Genomic DNA, 16,169 nt, shown 5'->3' on the forward strand with positions numbered 1-16,169 from the left:
ACTATCGTTTCACTATCGATAGTTCTGAGAGTACTACAATCACTGCTGGACGAGGGCGGACCACCGGAAGGGACCGGGCACGATGGCGGAGGAACCACGGACCGAGGTCGCCACTCGGACACTGGTGGAGGGCATGGTCCGGGCGGACGGCACCGTCGACGCGGGCGAGCTCTACGACGTGGCCGGCACGCTCGGCATGAGCGACCAGCAGGTGCGCCTCTGTATCAAGCGGATGGCCGCCGACGGTCTGCTCGTTCAGGAGGGCCGCGGCCGCCGCGCCGTCCTGCGGGAGAGCGCCGAGGCCCGGCGGGCCGCCGAGCCCGAGGTCGACTTCGTCCGCCACATGTACGCCCAGGACGCCGGGCTCGCGCCATGGGACGGCAGTTGGCACCTCGCCGCGTTCGCCGTCCCCGAAACCGCCCGGCCGGCCCGGGACGCGCTTCGCGAGGAACTGGTGCGACTCGGCGGAGCAGCCGTCCAGGGCGGCCTCTACGCCTGCGCCAACCCCTGGGAGCCGTATGTGGAAGAGGTGGCCGACCGGCTCGGCGTGGCGGACTGCGTCACCTTGCTGACCAGCAGCGACCTGCGGATCGGAGGGGAGGCCGACCCGCTCGCACTGGCCCACCGGCTCTGGCCGCTCGGGGACGTCGCCGACGGCCACCGCCGGTTGGCCGCCCTCGCCCGCGAGCGGCTGGCCCGGCTCACCGCCGCCGCCGCGCCGGGCCGGACGGAGCGCCTCGCGGTCACCGTCGAACTGGCCGCCGAATTCACCCGCGCGACCACTCCCGACCCGCTACTGCCGCCCGAACTGCTGCCCCGGCCCTGGCCGGGCACCGAGGCGCGAGCCCTGACCGCCGACTGCTGGCGGCTGCTGCTGCGCGCCGAGGAGGCCGACGAAGCCCCCGGCCCCAGGCTCTTCCACCGCTACGACCAGGCGGTACGCGAGATCACTGCCACCGAGCACGGGGAGCCGCGCCCCTGACGGGGCCGCGTGACACCGGCCACCGGTAGTGTTCGTGGCTCATCGGACCGGTGTGAGCCAGAGCGAGGCCATGACGTGCAACCGGCGGGGGACGACCGCACGCACCATCCTGCTCCGGCGGAGGTGCGCAACGACCTCTCCGGCCAGGTCTCCGGGGCGGCCGTCCAGGCGGGAAGCATCCATGGCGGTGTGAACGTCGTGGTGGTGAACGCGGCGGCGGAGTCCGGCCTCCCCGACGAGGTCGTCACGGAGAGGCTGCGACAGTCGTCGCACACCTGGCGAGCCCGTTTCTCCAGTGTCGATCTGGTCAACCTGCCGCGGATCGCGATGCTCGCGGACGGCGGGGCGGTCCTCGGCGCGGCGAGGACCGCGGGGCTCGACGGCACGAAGCCGTTCCGCAACCAGGGAGTGGCCCCGGGGGTGTTCGTCTCCAGCGTCAAACCCTTGTTCGAGACCTGGAATTCCGAAGAGGCAACGAAGCTCTGCGCGAGCACGATCGACAACGTGGACCGAGGCCTGCTGGTCTCCTTCGAAGCGAGGATGCGCTGCCGCAACCCCCCGAGGATGCCCCCGTCGGAGCCCACCGGCGTCCTCGCGAAGGACCCGCACCTCCTGTTCGACATCGGCGATCGCCGGGTGATCATCACGTTCGACCCGCGGTGGCTCACGACGTCCACGGCTTCGGGCACGCTTCACGACGCCGCGCGGAACCCACTGGTCTACTCCGGGCTGGGTACCGTGGCAGCGGTCCTGGACGACGGCACCATCCGCGTCTCCGCGCTCGTCTTCGGCCAGCCCGAGAACCCGTTCCAGTCGCAGCTGAGGCACCTGAACTCGTCCGCACTGCGAACGCCGACCGGGCTCACCACCGCGGACTTCCGGAACGAATTCTCCACGCACGGCGGGGAACCTCCCCTCCTCTCCCGGACCCGAGAAGGAACGGCCATGACTCGCACCGGCATCGCCCTGCTCTTCGACGAAGACCAGGTGCTCCCGGGCCAGATCGACCGGGAGGTGCTGGGCCAAGCGACGAGAGTCGCCCCCGAGTACCGTCGCGACCTCGGCGTTGCCGTCGCGAGCCTGCCGGTGAGCCGTGCCGTCGACGCGGGGGCCACTGCGGCCGACATCGCCGCACACCTGCTGGCCCGCGCGCCTTCGCTCTGGAAGTCCCTGACGGTTCCGAGGCTCTCCGCACTGATCGAGGTACGCAACCTCGCCGTGTCCACCGTCACCGGGCTCAGCACGGAACAGATCAGGGACCTCGACGAGGCGCTGCGTGAGGAGGTGCCGAGCTATCTCGGCGGCATGGAGCTGGACCGGACGCTGCCGATGCAGGGACAGCTCTTCCCGGAGCACGACCAGTACCACCTCGTGGGCGCCGAACTCCGATTGATCTACAGCGCCGAGGGCCGGTACCTCGACGAGATCAACGGTGAGGACCTGGAGCAGCCGCTGGACGAGTGGCGAGGACTGGGACTCTTCCGAACCGTGGCCTGGGAGGAGGACACACGTCGGTCGGAGACGGAGGAGCGCGAAGCCGCGACACTCCTCGGGGACTGGCTCCGCGGGCGAACCGACTAGGCCCGACCCCGACGTCGGTCGCGCTCGCGCGGATGCGAGGGTAGAGCTCGTGAACGAGACGATCATGGCAGCCGCCCGCGAACGAGCCGCCGGGCACCGGCGCCGGTTCGACCTCCTCTTCGAGGCCTACTTCGCCTCCCTGCCGGAGCACCTCGACACACCGCCGCTCAGCCGCTTCACCCCGCGCTGCCTGGAGCTGCTGCGCGACCTCTCGCTACGCGGCGGCAAGCGGCTGCGGGTCGCCCTGCTCCACGAGGCGGCCCGGCTAGTGACCACCGACCCGGTACCCGGCCTGGCGGAGGCCGCGCTGAGCATCGAGCTGCTCCAGACGCACGGGCTCGTCCACGACGACATCATCGACGACGCACCCGTACGCCGCGGCGGCCCGTCCACCTACTACGCCTACCGCCGGGAGTTCCCGGCGGCGGACCGCACCGCCCTGGGCCTGGCCGTCCTGGCCGGGGACCTCGCCGCCTTCCTCTCGATGCGGGTCCTGCTGGAGGCGGACGTCCCCGCCGAGCTGCGCCAGGCCATGCTGGAGGTGCAGCTGAACGCCGCCGCGGAGACGGTCGCCGGCCAGATCGTCGACCTCGAACGCGACTTCCAGGAGCTCCCGGACGAGGAGTTCCTGCACACCGTCTGCGAGTACAAGTCCACCCGGTACTCCGTCCTCGCCCCGCTGCGGCTGGGGCTGCTGGCCGCCGGTGAGGACGTGGCCGCCCACGACGCGCGGCTGCGCCGGTACGCGACCCTGGTCGGTGTCGGCGGCCAGCTGCGCGACGACTACCTCGACCTGTTCGGCGACGAGGCCGCCACCGGGAAGTCCACCGGCGCCGACCTCCGCGCGGGCCGCCGCAGCTACGCCGTGAGCGCGCTGCTCGCCGCCGCGAACGAGGCGCAGCGGGCCGTGGTGGAGTCCGCGCTCGGTGATCCGCACTGTTCCGCCGGGACGGTCGAGCGTGTCCGCGACCTGGCCCGCCACCTGGGCGTGGACGGGAGGCTCCGCGCCGACATGCGCCGCTGTGCCGAGGCCGCCGGCGCCGAAGCCGCGGGCTGGCGTCCGTACTGGCGCGAGGAGGCCGTGGCCTTCTTCGAGGGTCTGCCGCTGTGGAGCGTGGTGCCGGGCGGCTGAGAGCGGTTCGGACTCCGGCGGACGGTCGGCGTGCTGCCGGACGAGTGAGGACGCTTCGCCCTCCGGCGGACAGTCGACTGCCGGGTGCTGACACCCCAACCCCCTCAAGGGCGACAATCGTGGCATAACGGTACAGACGTACCGGTCAGAACGTATCGTGCCAGGGGCGGCCCCGGTGATCGCCGACCGGTGGGCGGCGGCGCCGTCCGTCGGGAGGGCCGGGCACCCGAGCGCCACACGGCACAACACCGGACAAGGGGGCACCACGGGGTGGTCGAGCCGCAGCTGACACCCGAGGTCTTCGACCGGGCGATCGTGGCGATCGCCCTGACCGCGGGCCGGGAGCACCGCCTGGTCTACCGCAACGACGCCTTCCGCGAGCTCTTCGGACCGCGGTCGGTCGGCGTGCCCGTCCGGGAGCTGTTCGGCGAGCCCGGGGTGGAGCGGTTCTTCGACACGCTCGACCTCGTCCTCGACGACGGCATCGCCCGCCAGGTGACCACGCCCCGGACGCTGGAGCGGCCGGGGGACGAGGACGACGACCACCGGCACTTCGTCTACAGCTGCTCACCGATCTCCTCCCGCTTCGGCCCCGGCATCCTGATCGCCGCGATCGACACCACCACCGAGGTGCACACCGCCCAGCAGGCCGAACAGCTCTCCACCGACCGCCTGCGCGCCCTGGAGCGGTACGAGGCGCTGATCTCCGCGGTCTCCCAACTGGTCTGGATCATCCGCGCGGACGGCACCATGGCCGAGCTCGTACCCGGCTGGCAGCGGCTCACCGGGCAGCCCTGGCGGGAGACCATGGACCCCGCGTGGTTCGACCTCATCCACCCCCGGGACCGCACCGGACTGGCCGAGCAGTGGACCAAGGCGGCGGCCGGTGAGCCGTCCATGTTCGAGCACACCTTCCGGGTGCTCACCGCCTCCGGGGAGTACCGGCACATCGCCGCCCGCGCGGTGCCGATCGTCCGCGAGGGCCGGCCGGCGGAGTGGGTCGGGGCCACGTCCGACGTCGAGGACCGCTGGCGCAACCGGCTGCGCGAGCGCCTGCTCGCCGGAGCCCTCGCGGTCACCGAGACCGCCCGCCCCGACGATGCCTTCGCCGCCATCGCGGACCTCGTCGTCCCGGAGCTCACCGACGCCTGCACGGTGTTCCTGCTCTCCACCCGCGAGCACACCACCCGGCCCGACGAGATCCTCGGCACCCGGATCGCCTCCACCGCCCGGCCGGGCCTGCCGCCGCTGCCCATGCTGCGCCAGCAGAGCTACCGGCTCGGGCCCGCCGCCCTGCGGGTCGTCGCCCGCCAGACCCCGGCCCTGCTCACCTTCCCGGTCGGCGGCGTCCCGCCCGGCGTCGTCCCCCGGGAGTCGGCCCAGTGGCTGACCAGGGCCCACGCCACCAGCCTCACCCTGCTGCCCATCGTGATCGACGGCACCACCGTCGCCCTCGCCGCGGCGGCCAGCTGCGAGGACACCCCGCCCCCTGGCCGGGCCGACATCGACCTGCTCCAGGAAGTCCTCCAGCGCGCCCAGGCGACCCTGCGCCAGACCCTCGAACTCCAGCGCACCCGGCAGGTGGCGGTCGTCCTCCAGCGGGCACTGCTCACCGCCCCGCCCTCCGTCCCCGGCGCCGAACTCGCCGCCCGCTACCAGCCCGGCAACCGGGCCGCCGAGGTCGGCGGCGACTGGTACGACGCGTTCCTCCTGCCCGACGGCTCGCTGGCCCTGACCATCGGCGACGTGGCCGGGCACGACCTCACCGCCGCCACCACCATGGGACAGTTGCGCAGCATGCTGCGGTCCGTCGCCTACAACCGCACCCACCTGCACACCCCCGCCGACACGCTCACCGCGCTCGACACGGCCGCCGACGGCCTCGGCGTGGCCGCCTTCGCCACCGCCGTCCACCTGAACCTGAGGTTCGGCGGCGAAGGCTGGCGGGCGGCCTGGTCCAACGCCGGCCACCCGCCGCCGCTGCTGGTGCCCGCCTCGGGCGAGCCCCGGTTCCTGAGCACCGAGGAGACCGACGTGCCGCTCTGCGTCGCCCCCTCCGAGCCGCGCCACACCCACTACGCCGAGATCGGGCCCGGGGACACCCTGCTCCTCTACACCGACGGGCTGGTCGAGGTGCCCGGGGAGAACCTCTCCTCCGGTCTGGAGCGGCTGGCAGCGGCGGCGGGCGAGGTCGGCCGCCGGCCGCTGGACGAACTCTGCGACCACGTGCTCGCCCAGGTCGCCGACACCCGGGACGACATCGCCGTGCTGGCCTTCCGGGTGCTGCCGTCGCCCGGCTGAGTCGACGCCCGCGACCGCGCCCGCGGCCGGGGCACGCGCGGACGCTCAGGGACGGACGCTCAGGTACCGCGGGGGAACGACCGCTTGACCTTGCCCTTGGTGTCGGCGGACAGGTAACCGCCGCCGTACGCGCCGGAGAGGTAGACCCGGATGCTGGGCGTACCGTCGCTGCTGTCCGGACCGATGATGAGGTAACGGCTGGTCGGGTTGGGGACGTTCAGCGTGTCCTGGGCCTTCTGGAGCAGCGCCGGAATGATCTCCCAGTCGAAACTCCGCAGGTCGACGGTCTTCTCACGGGACGTCATGGTGCCGCCAGGGGAGCGGGTGACCTTGCCGTCGCGGTAGCTGAGCCGGTCGTAGACCGTGGCGTCGGCGGCGGTCGGCCCCTCGGCACTCGCGTAGGTGGGGTAGACGGTGAGCCTGGTGATCCTGGAATCGGCCAGGTACGGGCGGACGGCGTCGACCGTGGTGCGGACGCCCGCCGGGGTGAGGAAGTCCGGCTCGACGGTGGACGGGGGCGCGGACTTCGGGGTGTCCGGTGAGGAGGGGGCGGGCAGGGGGGCGGCCGGGGTCGAAGCGTCACCGGTCGCGGTCGGGTCCGCGGCGCCGGTCGCCGCCGGACCGGTCGCCCCCGGGCCCGGGGCGGCACCGGAACCGGCATTGCCGTGAGCGCCGCCATCGGGCCAGAGGTTCCAGGTGAGGACGCCGGTCAGCGCGAGGGCGACCACCGAGAACGTGACCGCCCGCACCCGCCTGCCGCGCGGCGCGGGCACCGGAGCGGACACCGGGCCCGGCCGGTCGTACGGCGGCGCGTCGGTCGGGTGACCAGGCTGGCCCGGGTGGAGCGGCCCGGCGGGGCTCGGGCGGCCGACCGCGTCGACCGGCTCGGAGCCGGAGCCAGAGCCGGAGCCAGAGCCGGAGCCGGAGCCGAAGCCGGAGCCGGAGCCGGAGGCATGGTCCGCGCCGGACGCCGAGGCGGAACCGTACGGTGCGAACACCCCCGGCTCGGCGCCCGGCCACGGAGCCGGACCGGGACGCGGGGTGTCGAGGCTCGTGGGCGACCAGGCCACCGCAGCGGCGGCCGCCCCCGGGGCGGTCCCGGCCTCGGCGGCCGCGAGCGCCCGGTCGAGCTGCTCCGCGTCCGGTCGGGCCGCCGGGTCCCGGGCGAGCAGGGCGGCCAGCAGCGGGCCGAGCTGCCCCGACCGCACCGGTGGCGGCAGCGGCTCGTCGAGGACGGCCGCGAGGGTGGCGAGTGTGCTGGCGCGGCGCAGCGGGTGGTGGCCCTCGACCGCGACGTACAGCATCATGCCGAGCGACCACAGGTCGGAGGACGGGTTGCCCTCCACACCACGGATCCGCTCCGGCGCGATGTACTCGGGCGAGCCGATCAGAGCCCCGGTACTGGTGAGGGCGGTGGAGTCCTGCATGGCGGCGATGCCGAAGTCGGTGAGGACGGGCGTGCCGTCCGGCCGCAGCAGGACGTTCCCGGGCTTGACGTCGCGGTGCTGGATGCCGGCGGCGTGGGCGGCCCGCAGCGCCGCGAGCACACCGCGACCGATCCGGGCCGCCTCGGGCACGGTGAGCGGGCCCCGGGCCAACCGGTCGGCGAGGCTGCCGCCGGCGACCAGCTCCATGACGAGCCAGGGGTGGGGATGATCGGCGGTGTCGACGATGTGATGGATGATCACCACATGGGGGTGCTGGAGCCGGGCCAGGGCCCGCGCCTCGCGGAGCACCCGCTCGCGCAGCTCCCGCGCGCCCTCGGGGTCGGCGGCCGCCATCGCCGGGTCGAGCGGGCGGACCTCCTTGAGCGCCACCTCGCGGTGCAGCGCGTTGTCCCGGGCGCGCCAGACCAGGCCCATGCCTCCACCGCCGAGCCGTTGCAGCAGTTCGAAGCGGCCGTCGATGAGCCGTGCGTCCGACTCCTCAGCGTTCATGCCCGTCATCGTAGGAGACGCCGCCGACACGCCCGTGGCCGGGACCGCCGGTACCCCGGATCCCCGGTCCGGGGCCGGAGGAGAGCGGACCGGCGGACTGCTGCCGCTGGACCGCCGCCCGGCGGCGGTCGACGACCGGTCAGCCCGTGGCCCGCACGCCGTCCAGAGCGATGCCCAGGACCCGGTCGCGCTGCCCCTCCTCGGGGAACGCGACCGAGCTGACGCCGGAGACCAGGCGCAGCAGGTCGTCGACGGACATGTCCGCCCGCACCTCTCCGGCGTCCTGCGCGCGCCGGAGCAGCGGCGTGGCCGCGTCGTACATCGACTGCCGGCAGGCCAGGAAGATGTCCGACTCCTCCCCTTCCAGCGCCTCGCGGATCGCCCGCTTGGTGAGGGTGTAGGCGACGAACCGGCGCAGCCAGGCGGCCAGCGCCTCCCAGGGCGACTCATCGGACAACTCCCGGGCCACCAGGCTCAGTTCGTTGACCTCGTTGGCGTAGACCGTCTCGAAGAGGTGCCTGCGGGTGGGGAAGTTGCGATAGAGGGTGCCGATGCCGACGCCGGCCCGGCGGGCGATGTCCTCCAGGGAGGCCTCGGCGCCGTGCTCGGCGAAGGCCTCACGGGCGGCCACGAGCAGCGCGTCGAAGTTCCGTGCGGCGTCGGCGCGGCGCGGGCGCTGGGCCGCCAGGAACTCGTCGACCACGACCTGTTCCGTCACTGGGAATCTCTTTTCGGACATCGGGTTGAACCGGAGGCATGCCTCCGCTAATCTGGAGGCATGCCTCAACTTTAGCAGTGAGGCCTCGCCCGCGCCCCTGCTGCCGTACCCGGCAGGGCCATCAGCACCTCCGTCGATCCGGCACCGGATCCCGCGCACCGCCCCTCCCGCCGCCCGCCGGCACCCACTCCCGCCCGTACGCACCCGCGCCGGACGCACCCGCCTCCCGGCACTCCCGTTCCGCACGCATCCCGTGGGCACGCGCCCTTTCGTGCCCCCATGCCCCGAGAAGGTCTGATGAGTCGCCCGTCCAATCGCCTCACCTTCGGCGTCCTCGCGACCGGTGCGGGCGTGTTCGCCCTGCTCCAGTCGCTGATCACGCCCGCCCTGCCGACCGTCCAGGCCGCGATGCACACCTCCCAGGCCACCGTCACCTGGGTGATGACCGCCTATCTGCTCTCCGCCTCGATCTTCACGCCGATCCTCGGCCGGGTGGGCGACCTGGTCGGCAAGAAGCGCACCCTGGTCGCGGCGCTCGGCGCCCTCCTGGTGGGCTGCCTGGTCGCCGCCCTGGCGCCCAACATCACCGTCCTGATCATCGCCCGGGTCATCCAGGGCATCGCCGGTGCGTTGTTCCCGCTCTCCTTCGGCATCCTCCGCGACGAGTTCCCCGCCTCGCGGGTGGCCACCGGCATCAGCAACCTGTCCGCCGTCATCGCCGTGGGCAGCGGCCTCGGCATGGTCCTGGCCGGACCGATCGTGGGAGCGCTGGACTACCGCTGGCTGTTCTGGTTCCCGGTGATCATCGTCGCGATCACCGCACTGATCGCCCACCGCTACATCCCGGAGTCCCCCGAGCGCGCCGGGGGCGCCGACGGGGGCGGCATCAACTGGCTCGGCGCCGTCCTGCTCTCCGGCTGGCTGGTGGCGCTGCTGCTGCCCATCAGCCAGGCCTCGAAGTGGGGTTGGCTCTCCTTCGGCGTGCTCGGCCTGCTGCTGGCGGCCGTCATCCTGTTCGCCCTCTGGGTCCTGGTGGAGGCCCGCTCGCGCAACCCGCTGATCGACCTGCGCATCATGCGCCTCCCGGCGGTCTGGACGACCAACACCGCCGCCCTGCTCTTCGGCGGCGGCATGTACGCGGTCTGGGCGTTCCTCCCCGGCTTCGCGCAGACGCCCTCCTCGGCCGGCTACGGCTTCGGAGCGAGCATCACCGGCGCGGGCCTGCTGATGCTGCCCATGCTGGTCACCATGTTCGTGGCCGGCATCCTCAGCGGCCGGCTGGCCGGCCGGTTCCCCGCCAAGGCGCAGCTCACCACCGGCGCCGTCCTCGGCTCGGTCGCCTGCGCGATGCTCGCCGCGTGGCACGACCAGCCGTGGCAGGTCGCCCTGGCGGCGGGTGTCTTCGGGCTCGGCATCGGCCTGGCCTTCGCCTCGATGAGCAACCTCATCGTGCAGAGCGTGCCCGCGGCGCAGACCGGCGCGGCCACCGGGATGAACGCCAACATCCGCACCATCGGCGGCTCCGTCGGCGCCGCGCTGATGACCAGCCTGGTCACCGGCCACCTCCAGCCCTCCGGCCGGCCGTACGCCTCGGGCTACACCGACGGGTTCGCCCTGCTCGCCGTGTTCTGCCTGGCGGCCGCCTTCGCCGCCCTCCTCGTCCCGGCCCGCAGGAGCGCCCCCGTGCTGGTCGCCGGCCCGGCCGCCGCCACCGGTCCGGTCGCGCCCGCGCCGTCGACCCCGGGCGCGCCCCCGCAGCCGGAGACGGTCCGGAGCTGAGCCACCGCGTCGCCCCCGGCCCGCGCCGGGGGCGACACGGGCTCACCCGGGTACGACCCGGCGGAGCACCTGCCGGGCGACCGGGACGACCGGGATACGGGCCCCGTTCCGGCCGCTCGGCGCTCCGGCCGATCCGCGTTCCGGCCGATCAGTGCTCTAGCCGATCAACGCCGTGAACGCGGTCTCCAGCCCGGTCACGGCCGCCGCCAGCAGGGCGACCGACCTGAGGGCGTCGACGACGGTGCCCACCCGGCGGCGAAGGACGCCCTCGCGGGGCTGGTCCCGGGCGGCTTCCTCAAGGATCCCGGCCAGGGCCGCGTCGGCGTCCGCCGCGTCCTCCTCCGCCACCGCGCCCGGCCGTTCGGCCCGCAGCCCGGCCAGGGCGGCACGCAGGGCCTCCGCCGCCACGCGCAGCGCGTCCGCACCGGGTGCGGTGGCGGAGTTCGCGTCGCCGCCGACGCCGATCCGCACGGTTGCGCCCTGACCGCCGGCGATCGGGCCGATGACCGTGCTGCCGGTCACCTGGATGCCCCCGCCGCTGTTCCAGTTGCTCCCCGGTGGCGGCCCGGCCGGGCCACCACCCGCGACCTCCGACTGATGGTCCATCGGACTCTCCCCTCCCGAACTCTTCTACGGTGTCCGGATGTTCACCGAGGATCCGGCGCCGCCCGCGACCGGTCCCCGCACCACGCTGTTGTTGACCTGGACACCGCCGTTGTTGATGTTGGTGATGTTCTGCGACTGCTCCTCGAAGGCCCCGCTGTCGTAGCCGCGCGCCCCGAGCTCGTCGCCCACCGCACTGAAGACCCGCTGCGTGACGGTGTTCAGGAAACGCTGCACGTCGTGCGCCTGGAAGATGTGCTGGAACTGGTCCCCGGCGGCCAGCTCACGCACACTCAACCGCGGTGCGTAGTCGACGGCGTAGCCGGCGTCCACGAGGTGCCGGTAGCGGGTCGCATGTGCTGCGGCGTGTCCACGCGAGGCCCACGCCCGGTTCACCTGCCCCACCGCGACGACGATGTCCCGGCTCAGCCGGCGCCCGGCCCAGCCGAGGGCGTTGAGCCAGTCGCTGAGGGCGGAGTGCCGGCCCAGGTGGTCGACGACGTGGTACGCCTGGTCGACCGGCGGCAGCACGTACGGCAACCACTCCAGGTAGAGCAACCCGCCGCGGGTGGTGGTGCGGACCAGGACGGTGACCACCACCTCCTCCTGCCACGAGCCCACCCTGATCGCCAGGTAGTGCCGCAGCCGCTCGTGACCGGAGCGGCCCATCAGGTCGGCCCACGCGGGTTCGAGCATCACCTGGTCGCCGACCCGGGTCGTCATCGCACCGCGCCAGTGCCGGGGAGCGTCGCTGCGCATGCTGGGCCGGAACACCCGGTCGGTGACGGAGAGTCCGCGCAGCGGGTCGTCGGGGTAGCGGGAGTCCTGCGCCAGTTGCCGCACCCGCGCGGCGACCGCCCGGTAGAGGACCGAGGCGTCGATCGGCTCGGCCGGCTCGCCCCGGGCCGCTCGCGCGGCGGCGGGCCGCAACTCGAAGGTCATCCGCCAGGAGGGGCCCGGGATGCCCAGACCGACCAACGGAGCCCGGTCGCGGTAGAGCAGTTCCGGTCCGCTCTGCTGCTCGTGCAGCCGCCCGTACAACCATGCGGCGCGCCGTCCGTGCGGCGTGATCCCCGGGCCGGGCGACTCCCCGAGAAGTGCGGCCAGTCGCCGACGGATCGCGAAGCGCATCCCGGCCGCGACCAGCCAGAGGGCGATCAGCTCGACGACGGCGGGCCCGGCCTGGGCCCGCAGCTCCGGACCCAGCTCCTCGATCGAATCCCCGACCGAGTCCGTGACCGAGCCGTCGACGTAGCGGAGAGCCAGGGTGAGGACCACCAGAACCACCAGGCCGGCGACCACCCGCGATCCGAGGTCCTTGGCACGACCACCCGTGGCCCGGCGCGGAGGACGCACGACGACCAACCGCTCCAACGACAGCCCGAGCCGGTGGTCCATCCGGTCCGTGCCGTAGCCGCCGAAGAGACCGAGGAGCACGAGGAAGCCGATCACCGCGACCGCCGCCACCGGACCGAGCAGCGGGAACCCCGCTGCCAGCACCGACAAGAAGGTGACACCGGTCCAGACCTCCCAGCGCCGGGCGGTCAGCGCCTCGTGCAGCACCCGGACCAGATCGGCACCCGGCGAGGGGGCGGGGATCCGGAACGACTGCTCGACCAGTTCCTCGATCAGGTCCGCGCGGAACTCCCGGTCCAGCCAGGCCGCCGCGCAGAGGTAGCGGGTCGCGTCGCCCGGGACGCGGCCGGCCTGCTCGCGCAGGTTCTCCGGCGTCGCCGGGACCGGCGACCGCCCACCGCCGGTCCCGGACGGGCCGCCCCCAGTTCCGGACGGGTCACCGCGCACGGGTCCGGTACCGAACGGCGGCGCGGTGGAGAACGGAGGCGCGGTGCCGAACGGCGGCGCGCCGGGCTGGTCGCCGCCGTGGGAGGCGCTGCCGTAGGACGCTCCACCCGACGCGCCGGAGGCGGGTGGCGACCCGGCGTACAGGCCGCCGAACGTGCCGTCACCGGCGGGCGGCTGCGGTGGCCGCGGCGGAACCGGCGGCGGTGGCGGTGGCGGTGGCGGTGGCGGAGCTTCGCTGTCCACGACGTCCCCCGGTCGTCAAGGAGTGTTCCTGCCAACAAGCGTGCTCAGTAAAGCAGTTGGCAGACGACCGGAACAGACCCGCGGTGCGGCTCGCAGGTCACGGTTCGAACCCGTCCCCCCGCGCCGTGGAACGCCGGCCCGCTCCGGCCCCTCCGACCCAACCGACCCCTCCGACCCAGCGCCGAGCGGCGCGCGGCGCGCGGCGCGCGGCGCGCGGCGCGCAGTAAATTGGATTACAGGATGCGCATTAGATAGCCTTTCGAACGTGAGGCTGACCAAGAGCACCGACATCGCCCTCCGCGTCGCCATGCGGCTGGCGGTCCTCGACGAGGACGCGAACCCGACCACCCGCGAGGTGGCCGACTCCGTGGGCGTGCCGTACACGCACGCCGCCAAGGTCGTCAGCCGGCTGCAGCACCTCGGCGTGGTCGAGGCGAGGCGCGGGCGGGGCGGGGGCCTGGCCCTCACCTTCGCCGGCCGGACCGGCTCGCTCGGACTCCTGCTGCGCGAGCTGGAGGGCGTCGGTGACGTGGTCGGCTGCGAGGACGAGCCACCCTGCCCACTGCGGGCCGCCTGTCGGCTGCGCGGGGCACTGCGGACCGCCCAGGAGGCGTTCTTCGCCTCGCTCGATCCGCTCTCGATCGACGATCTGGTCGCACCGCCCACCGGGCCCGTCCTGCTGAGCCTCACCGGCAGACCCGCCGAGCGACCCACCGACTGACCCGCCCGGCCGGTCCGCACAACCAGGTCCGCACAAGTCAGGTCCGCACAAGTCAGGTCCGCACAGCCAAGTCCGCGCGGCCGGTCGGCCGAGACGGGCCCGACACCCCCAACCCCACCCCGGGCCGCACTTCCGCACGACCTTTAATACGCATTTCAGATACCAGTTTGGAGCGAGCCCCATGCTGTCCGCCAAGTCCGCCGAGATCGTGGAAGCCACCCTGCCCGCCGTGGGCGGCGCGATCGGCGAGATCACGCCGCTCTTCTACGACACGCTGTTCGCCGACCACCCGGAGCTGCTGCGCGACCTCTTCAACCGGGGCAACCAGGCCAACGGCACCCAACAGCAGGCGCTGGCCGGCTCGATAGCGGCGTTCGCGTCCGCGCTGATCGCCCACCCCGACCAGCGGCCGGACGCCATGCTCGCCCGGATCGCGCAGAAGCACGTCTCGGTCGGCATCAGCAACGATCAGTACCGGATCGTCCACACGTACCTGTTCGCCGCGATCGTCGAGGTGCTCGGCGAGGCCGTCACGCCGGAGGTCGCCGCCGCCTGGGACGAGGTGTACTGGCTGATGGCCAACGCGCTGATCGCGATCGAGGACCGGCTGCGCGCCGAGACCGCCGCCGCAGGACCGGGCGACCCGGCCGACCTCTGGCGCCGCTTCACCGTGGTCGCCCGCCATCAGGAGACCGACGACGTGACCACCTACCTGGTCCGCCCGGCCGACGGCCACCCGATCCCGCCCGCCCGGCCCGGCCAGTACGTCTCGGTGCGCGCGACGATGGCGGACGGCGCCCGGCAGATCCGCCAGTACAGCCTCTCCGGGGGCGCCGACGGCGGGCTGCGGTTCACCGTCAAGCGGGCCGGCGCCGGGCCGGACGGGGCGCCGGCCGGGGAGGTCTCCAACCACCTGCACGACCACCTGCACACCGGCGACATCGTCGAACTCGCCCCGCCGCTCGGCGACCTCACCCTCGCCGACGGCGCCGGCCCGGTGCTGCTCGCCTCGGCCGGCATCGGCAACACCCCGATGACGGCCATGCTGGACCACCTCGCCGCCACCGGCTCCCCCCGGACGGTGATCTCCGTCCACGGCGACCGGGACCAGCTCTCGCACGCCTTCCGCGCGGACCTCGACCGGCTCACCGCCAAGCTGCCGAGCGCCGTCGCCCACGTCTTCTACGAGCGTCCGCTCGGCGACTGGCCGCAGGAGCGCACCGGCCTGGTCGACCTCGCGACGGTGCCGGTCCCGGCCGGAACCGTCGCCTACCTGTGCGGCCCGCTGCCGTTCCTGCGCTCGGTGCGGGCCCAGTTGCTCACCGCGGGCGTACCGGCCGCGGACATCCACTACGAGGTGTTCGGCTCCGACCTCTGGCTGGGCCGGGACGCCTGAGCCGCCACTGCGGCCGCCCCGCCCGAGCAAGGCGGGGCGGGGCGGCCGCATGCCGCGACCGGTCGCGGTGGCGGTCGCAGGGCGGCGGTCGCAGGGCGGCGGTCGCAGGGCGGCGGTCGTGAACTCAGGCGGGCCGCAGCTCCAGGGTGCAGCACTTGGCGCCGCCGCCGCCCTTGAGCAGCTCGGAGACGTCCACCGGCACCGGCTCGTAGCCGTGCTCGGCCAGTCGGCCGGCCAGCGCCTTGGCGGCCTCCGGCAGCAGGACCCGCCGCCCGTCCGAGACGGCGTTGAGCCCGAACACCTCGGCGTCCGCGCGGTCGGCGATGATCGCGTCGGGGTAGAGACTGCGCAGCAGCGCCTGGCTGTCGGGCGAGAAGGCCGCCGGGTAGTACATGACGTGGTCGTCGTCGAGCACGGCGAGCGCGGTGTCCAGGTGGTAGAAGCGCGGGTCGACCAGGGTCAGGCTGAGCACCTGGACACCGAACAGGGCCCTGGCCTCGGCGTGCGCCGCCGGGTCGGTGCGGAACCCCGAGCCGGCCAGCACCCGCCGGCCGGCCACCAGGTGGTCACCCTCCCCCTCGTTGACGTGACCGGCCCGGTGGACCTCGCGGTAGCCGGCGGACCGGAACCACGCCTGGTGGGCGTCGGACTCGCCGGCCCGCTCGGGGTGCCGGAAGGTGGCGACGAGCGCACGGCCGTCCAGGACGGTGGCGCCGTTGGCGGTGTAGACCATGTCGGGCAGGCCGGGCAGCGGTTCGATCAGCTCGACGGTGTGGCCCAGCCGCCGGTACGTGGTGCACAACCGCTCCCACTGGCGGACGGCGAGGTCGGTGTCGGTCGGCCGCGCCGGGTCCATCCAGGGGTTGATCGTGTAGTCGACGGTGAAGAACGTCGGCCGGCACATCAGGTAGCGCCGCGGCCTCGCGGTACGCTCCGTGGTTCGGTTCGGCATGCGGCTACCTCCGCCGTCCGG

The 16,169-nt window shown here is 73.7% G+C and carries 12 protein-coding genes; 7 read left to right on the plus strand and 5 right to left on the minus strand.

Annotation, left to right across the window (positions count from 1 at the left end; genetic code table 11):
- Window positions 1–82 precede the first annotated feature (82 nt).
- The 4 genes from AB0J08_RS25405 to AB0J08_RS25420 all read left to right on the plus strand — a co-directional run bounded on the left by AB0J08_RS25405 (window position 83) and on the right by AB0J08_RS25420 (window position 5,996).
- Window positions 83–982: a PaaX family transcriptional regulator C-terminal domain-containing protein gene (locus tag AB0J08_RS25405; protein WP_360638624.1), complete on the plus strand. Its 900-nt coding sequence runs from the start codon at window positions 83–85 to the stop codon at window positions 980–982.
- A 123-nt stretch (window positions 983–1,105) separates the two neighbouring features.
- Window positions 1,106–2,563 (plus strand): hypothetical protein, encoded by a 1,458-nt coding sequence (locus AB0J08_RS25410; protein ID WP_360638627.1) that lies wholly within the window; start codon window positions 1,106–1,108, stop codon window positions 2,561–2,563.
- A gap of 64 nt (window positions 2,564–2,627) precedes the next feature.
- Complete coding sequence (locus AB0J08_RS25415) at window positions 2,628–3,695, plus strand: polyprenyl synthetase family protein (protein WP_360638757.1); 1,068 nt, start codon at window positions 2,628–2,630, stop codon at window positions 3,693–3,695.
- Between the two features lie 270 nt (window positions 3,696–3,965).
- On the plus strand, window positions 3,966–5,996 hold the full coding sequence (locus tag AB0J08_RS25420; protein ID WP_360638630.1) for a SpoIIE family protein phosphatase: 2,031 nt from the start codon (window positions 3,966–3,968) through the stop codon (window positions 5,994–5,996).
- Window positions 5,997–6,055: 59 nt separating this feature from the next.
- On the opposite strand, the gene AB0J08_RS25425 is transcribed toward AB0J08_RS25420, so the two are convergent.
- Complete coding sequence (locus AB0J08_RS25425) at window positions 6,056–7,933, minus strand: protein kinase (protein ID WP_360638633.1); 1,878 nt, start codon at window positions 7,931–7,933, stop codon at window positions 6,056–6,058.
- A gap of 139 nt (window positions 7,934–8,072) precedes the next feature.
- Window positions 8,073–8,672 (minus strand): helix-turn-helix domain-containing protein, encoded by a 600-nt coding sequence (locus AB0J08_RS25430; RefSeq protein ID WP_360638636.1) that lies wholly within the window; start codon window positions 8,670–8,672, stop codon window positions 8,073–8,075.
- Window positions 8,673–8,948: 276 nt separating this feature from the next.
- Between AB0J08_RS25430 and AB0J08_RS25435 the strand changes: the two genes are divergently transcribed.
- A complete protein-coding gene (locus tag AB0J08_RS25435) occupies window positions 8,949–10,430 on the plus strand; it encodes an MFS transporter (protein ID WP_360638640.1) in 1,482 nt (493 codons plus the stop codon).
- A 156-nt stretch (window positions 10,431–10,586) separates the two neighbouring features.
- On the opposite strand, the gene AB0J08_RS25440 is transcribed toward AB0J08_RS25435, so the two are convergent.
- Together AB0J08_RS25440 and AB0J08_RS25445 are read right to left on the minus strand one after the other, a co-directional pair.
- On the minus strand, window positions 10,587–11,036 hold the full coding sequence (locus AB0J08_RS25440; RefSeq protein WP_360638643.1) for a hypothetical protein: 450 nt from the start codon (window positions 11,034–11,036) through the stop codon (window positions 10,587–10,589).
- 24 nt (window positions 11,037–11,060) lie between these two features.
- Window positions 11,061–13,079: a hypothetical protein gene (locus tag AB0J08_RS25445; protein ID WP_360638646.1), complete on the minus strand. Its 2,019-nt coding sequence runs from the start codon at window positions 13,077–13,079 to the stop codon at window positions 11,061–11,063.
- A 265-nt stretch (window positions 13,080–13,344) separates the two neighbouring features.
- Between AB0J08_RS25445 and AB0J08_RS25450 the strand changes: the two genes are divergently transcribed.
- Window positions 13,345–13,800: an Rrf2 family transcriptional regulator gene (locus AB0J08_RS25450; RefSeq protein WP_360638649.1), complete on the plus strand. Its 456-nt coding sequence runs from the start codon at window positions 13,345–13,347 to the stop codon at window positions 13,798–13,800.
- Between the two features lie 181 nt (window positions 13,801–13,981).
- Entirely contained in the window at window positions 13,982–15,196 is a 1,215-nt protein-coding gene (locus AB0J08_RS25455) for a globin domain-containing protein (RefSeq protein ID WP_360638652.1), read from the plus strand.
- Between the two features lie 124 nt (window positions 15,197–15,320).
- Here AB0J08_RS25455 and ddaH read toward each other — a convergent pair whose 3' ends face one another.
- Window positions 15,321–16,148 carry a dimethylargininase gene (gene ddaH / locus AB0J08_RS25460; RefSeq protein ID WP_360638655.1) on the minus strand — a complete coding sequence of 276 codons (828 nt, stop codon included), beginning with the start codon at window positions 16,146–16,148 and terminating at the stop codon, window positions 15,321–15,323.
- Window positions 16,149–16,169 lie beyond the last annotated feature (21 nt).

The organism is Kitasatospora sp. NPDC050463 (assembly GCF_040655255.1).
GTDB lineage: Bacteria > Actinomycetota > Actinomycetes > Streptomycetales > Streptomycetaceae > Kitasatospora.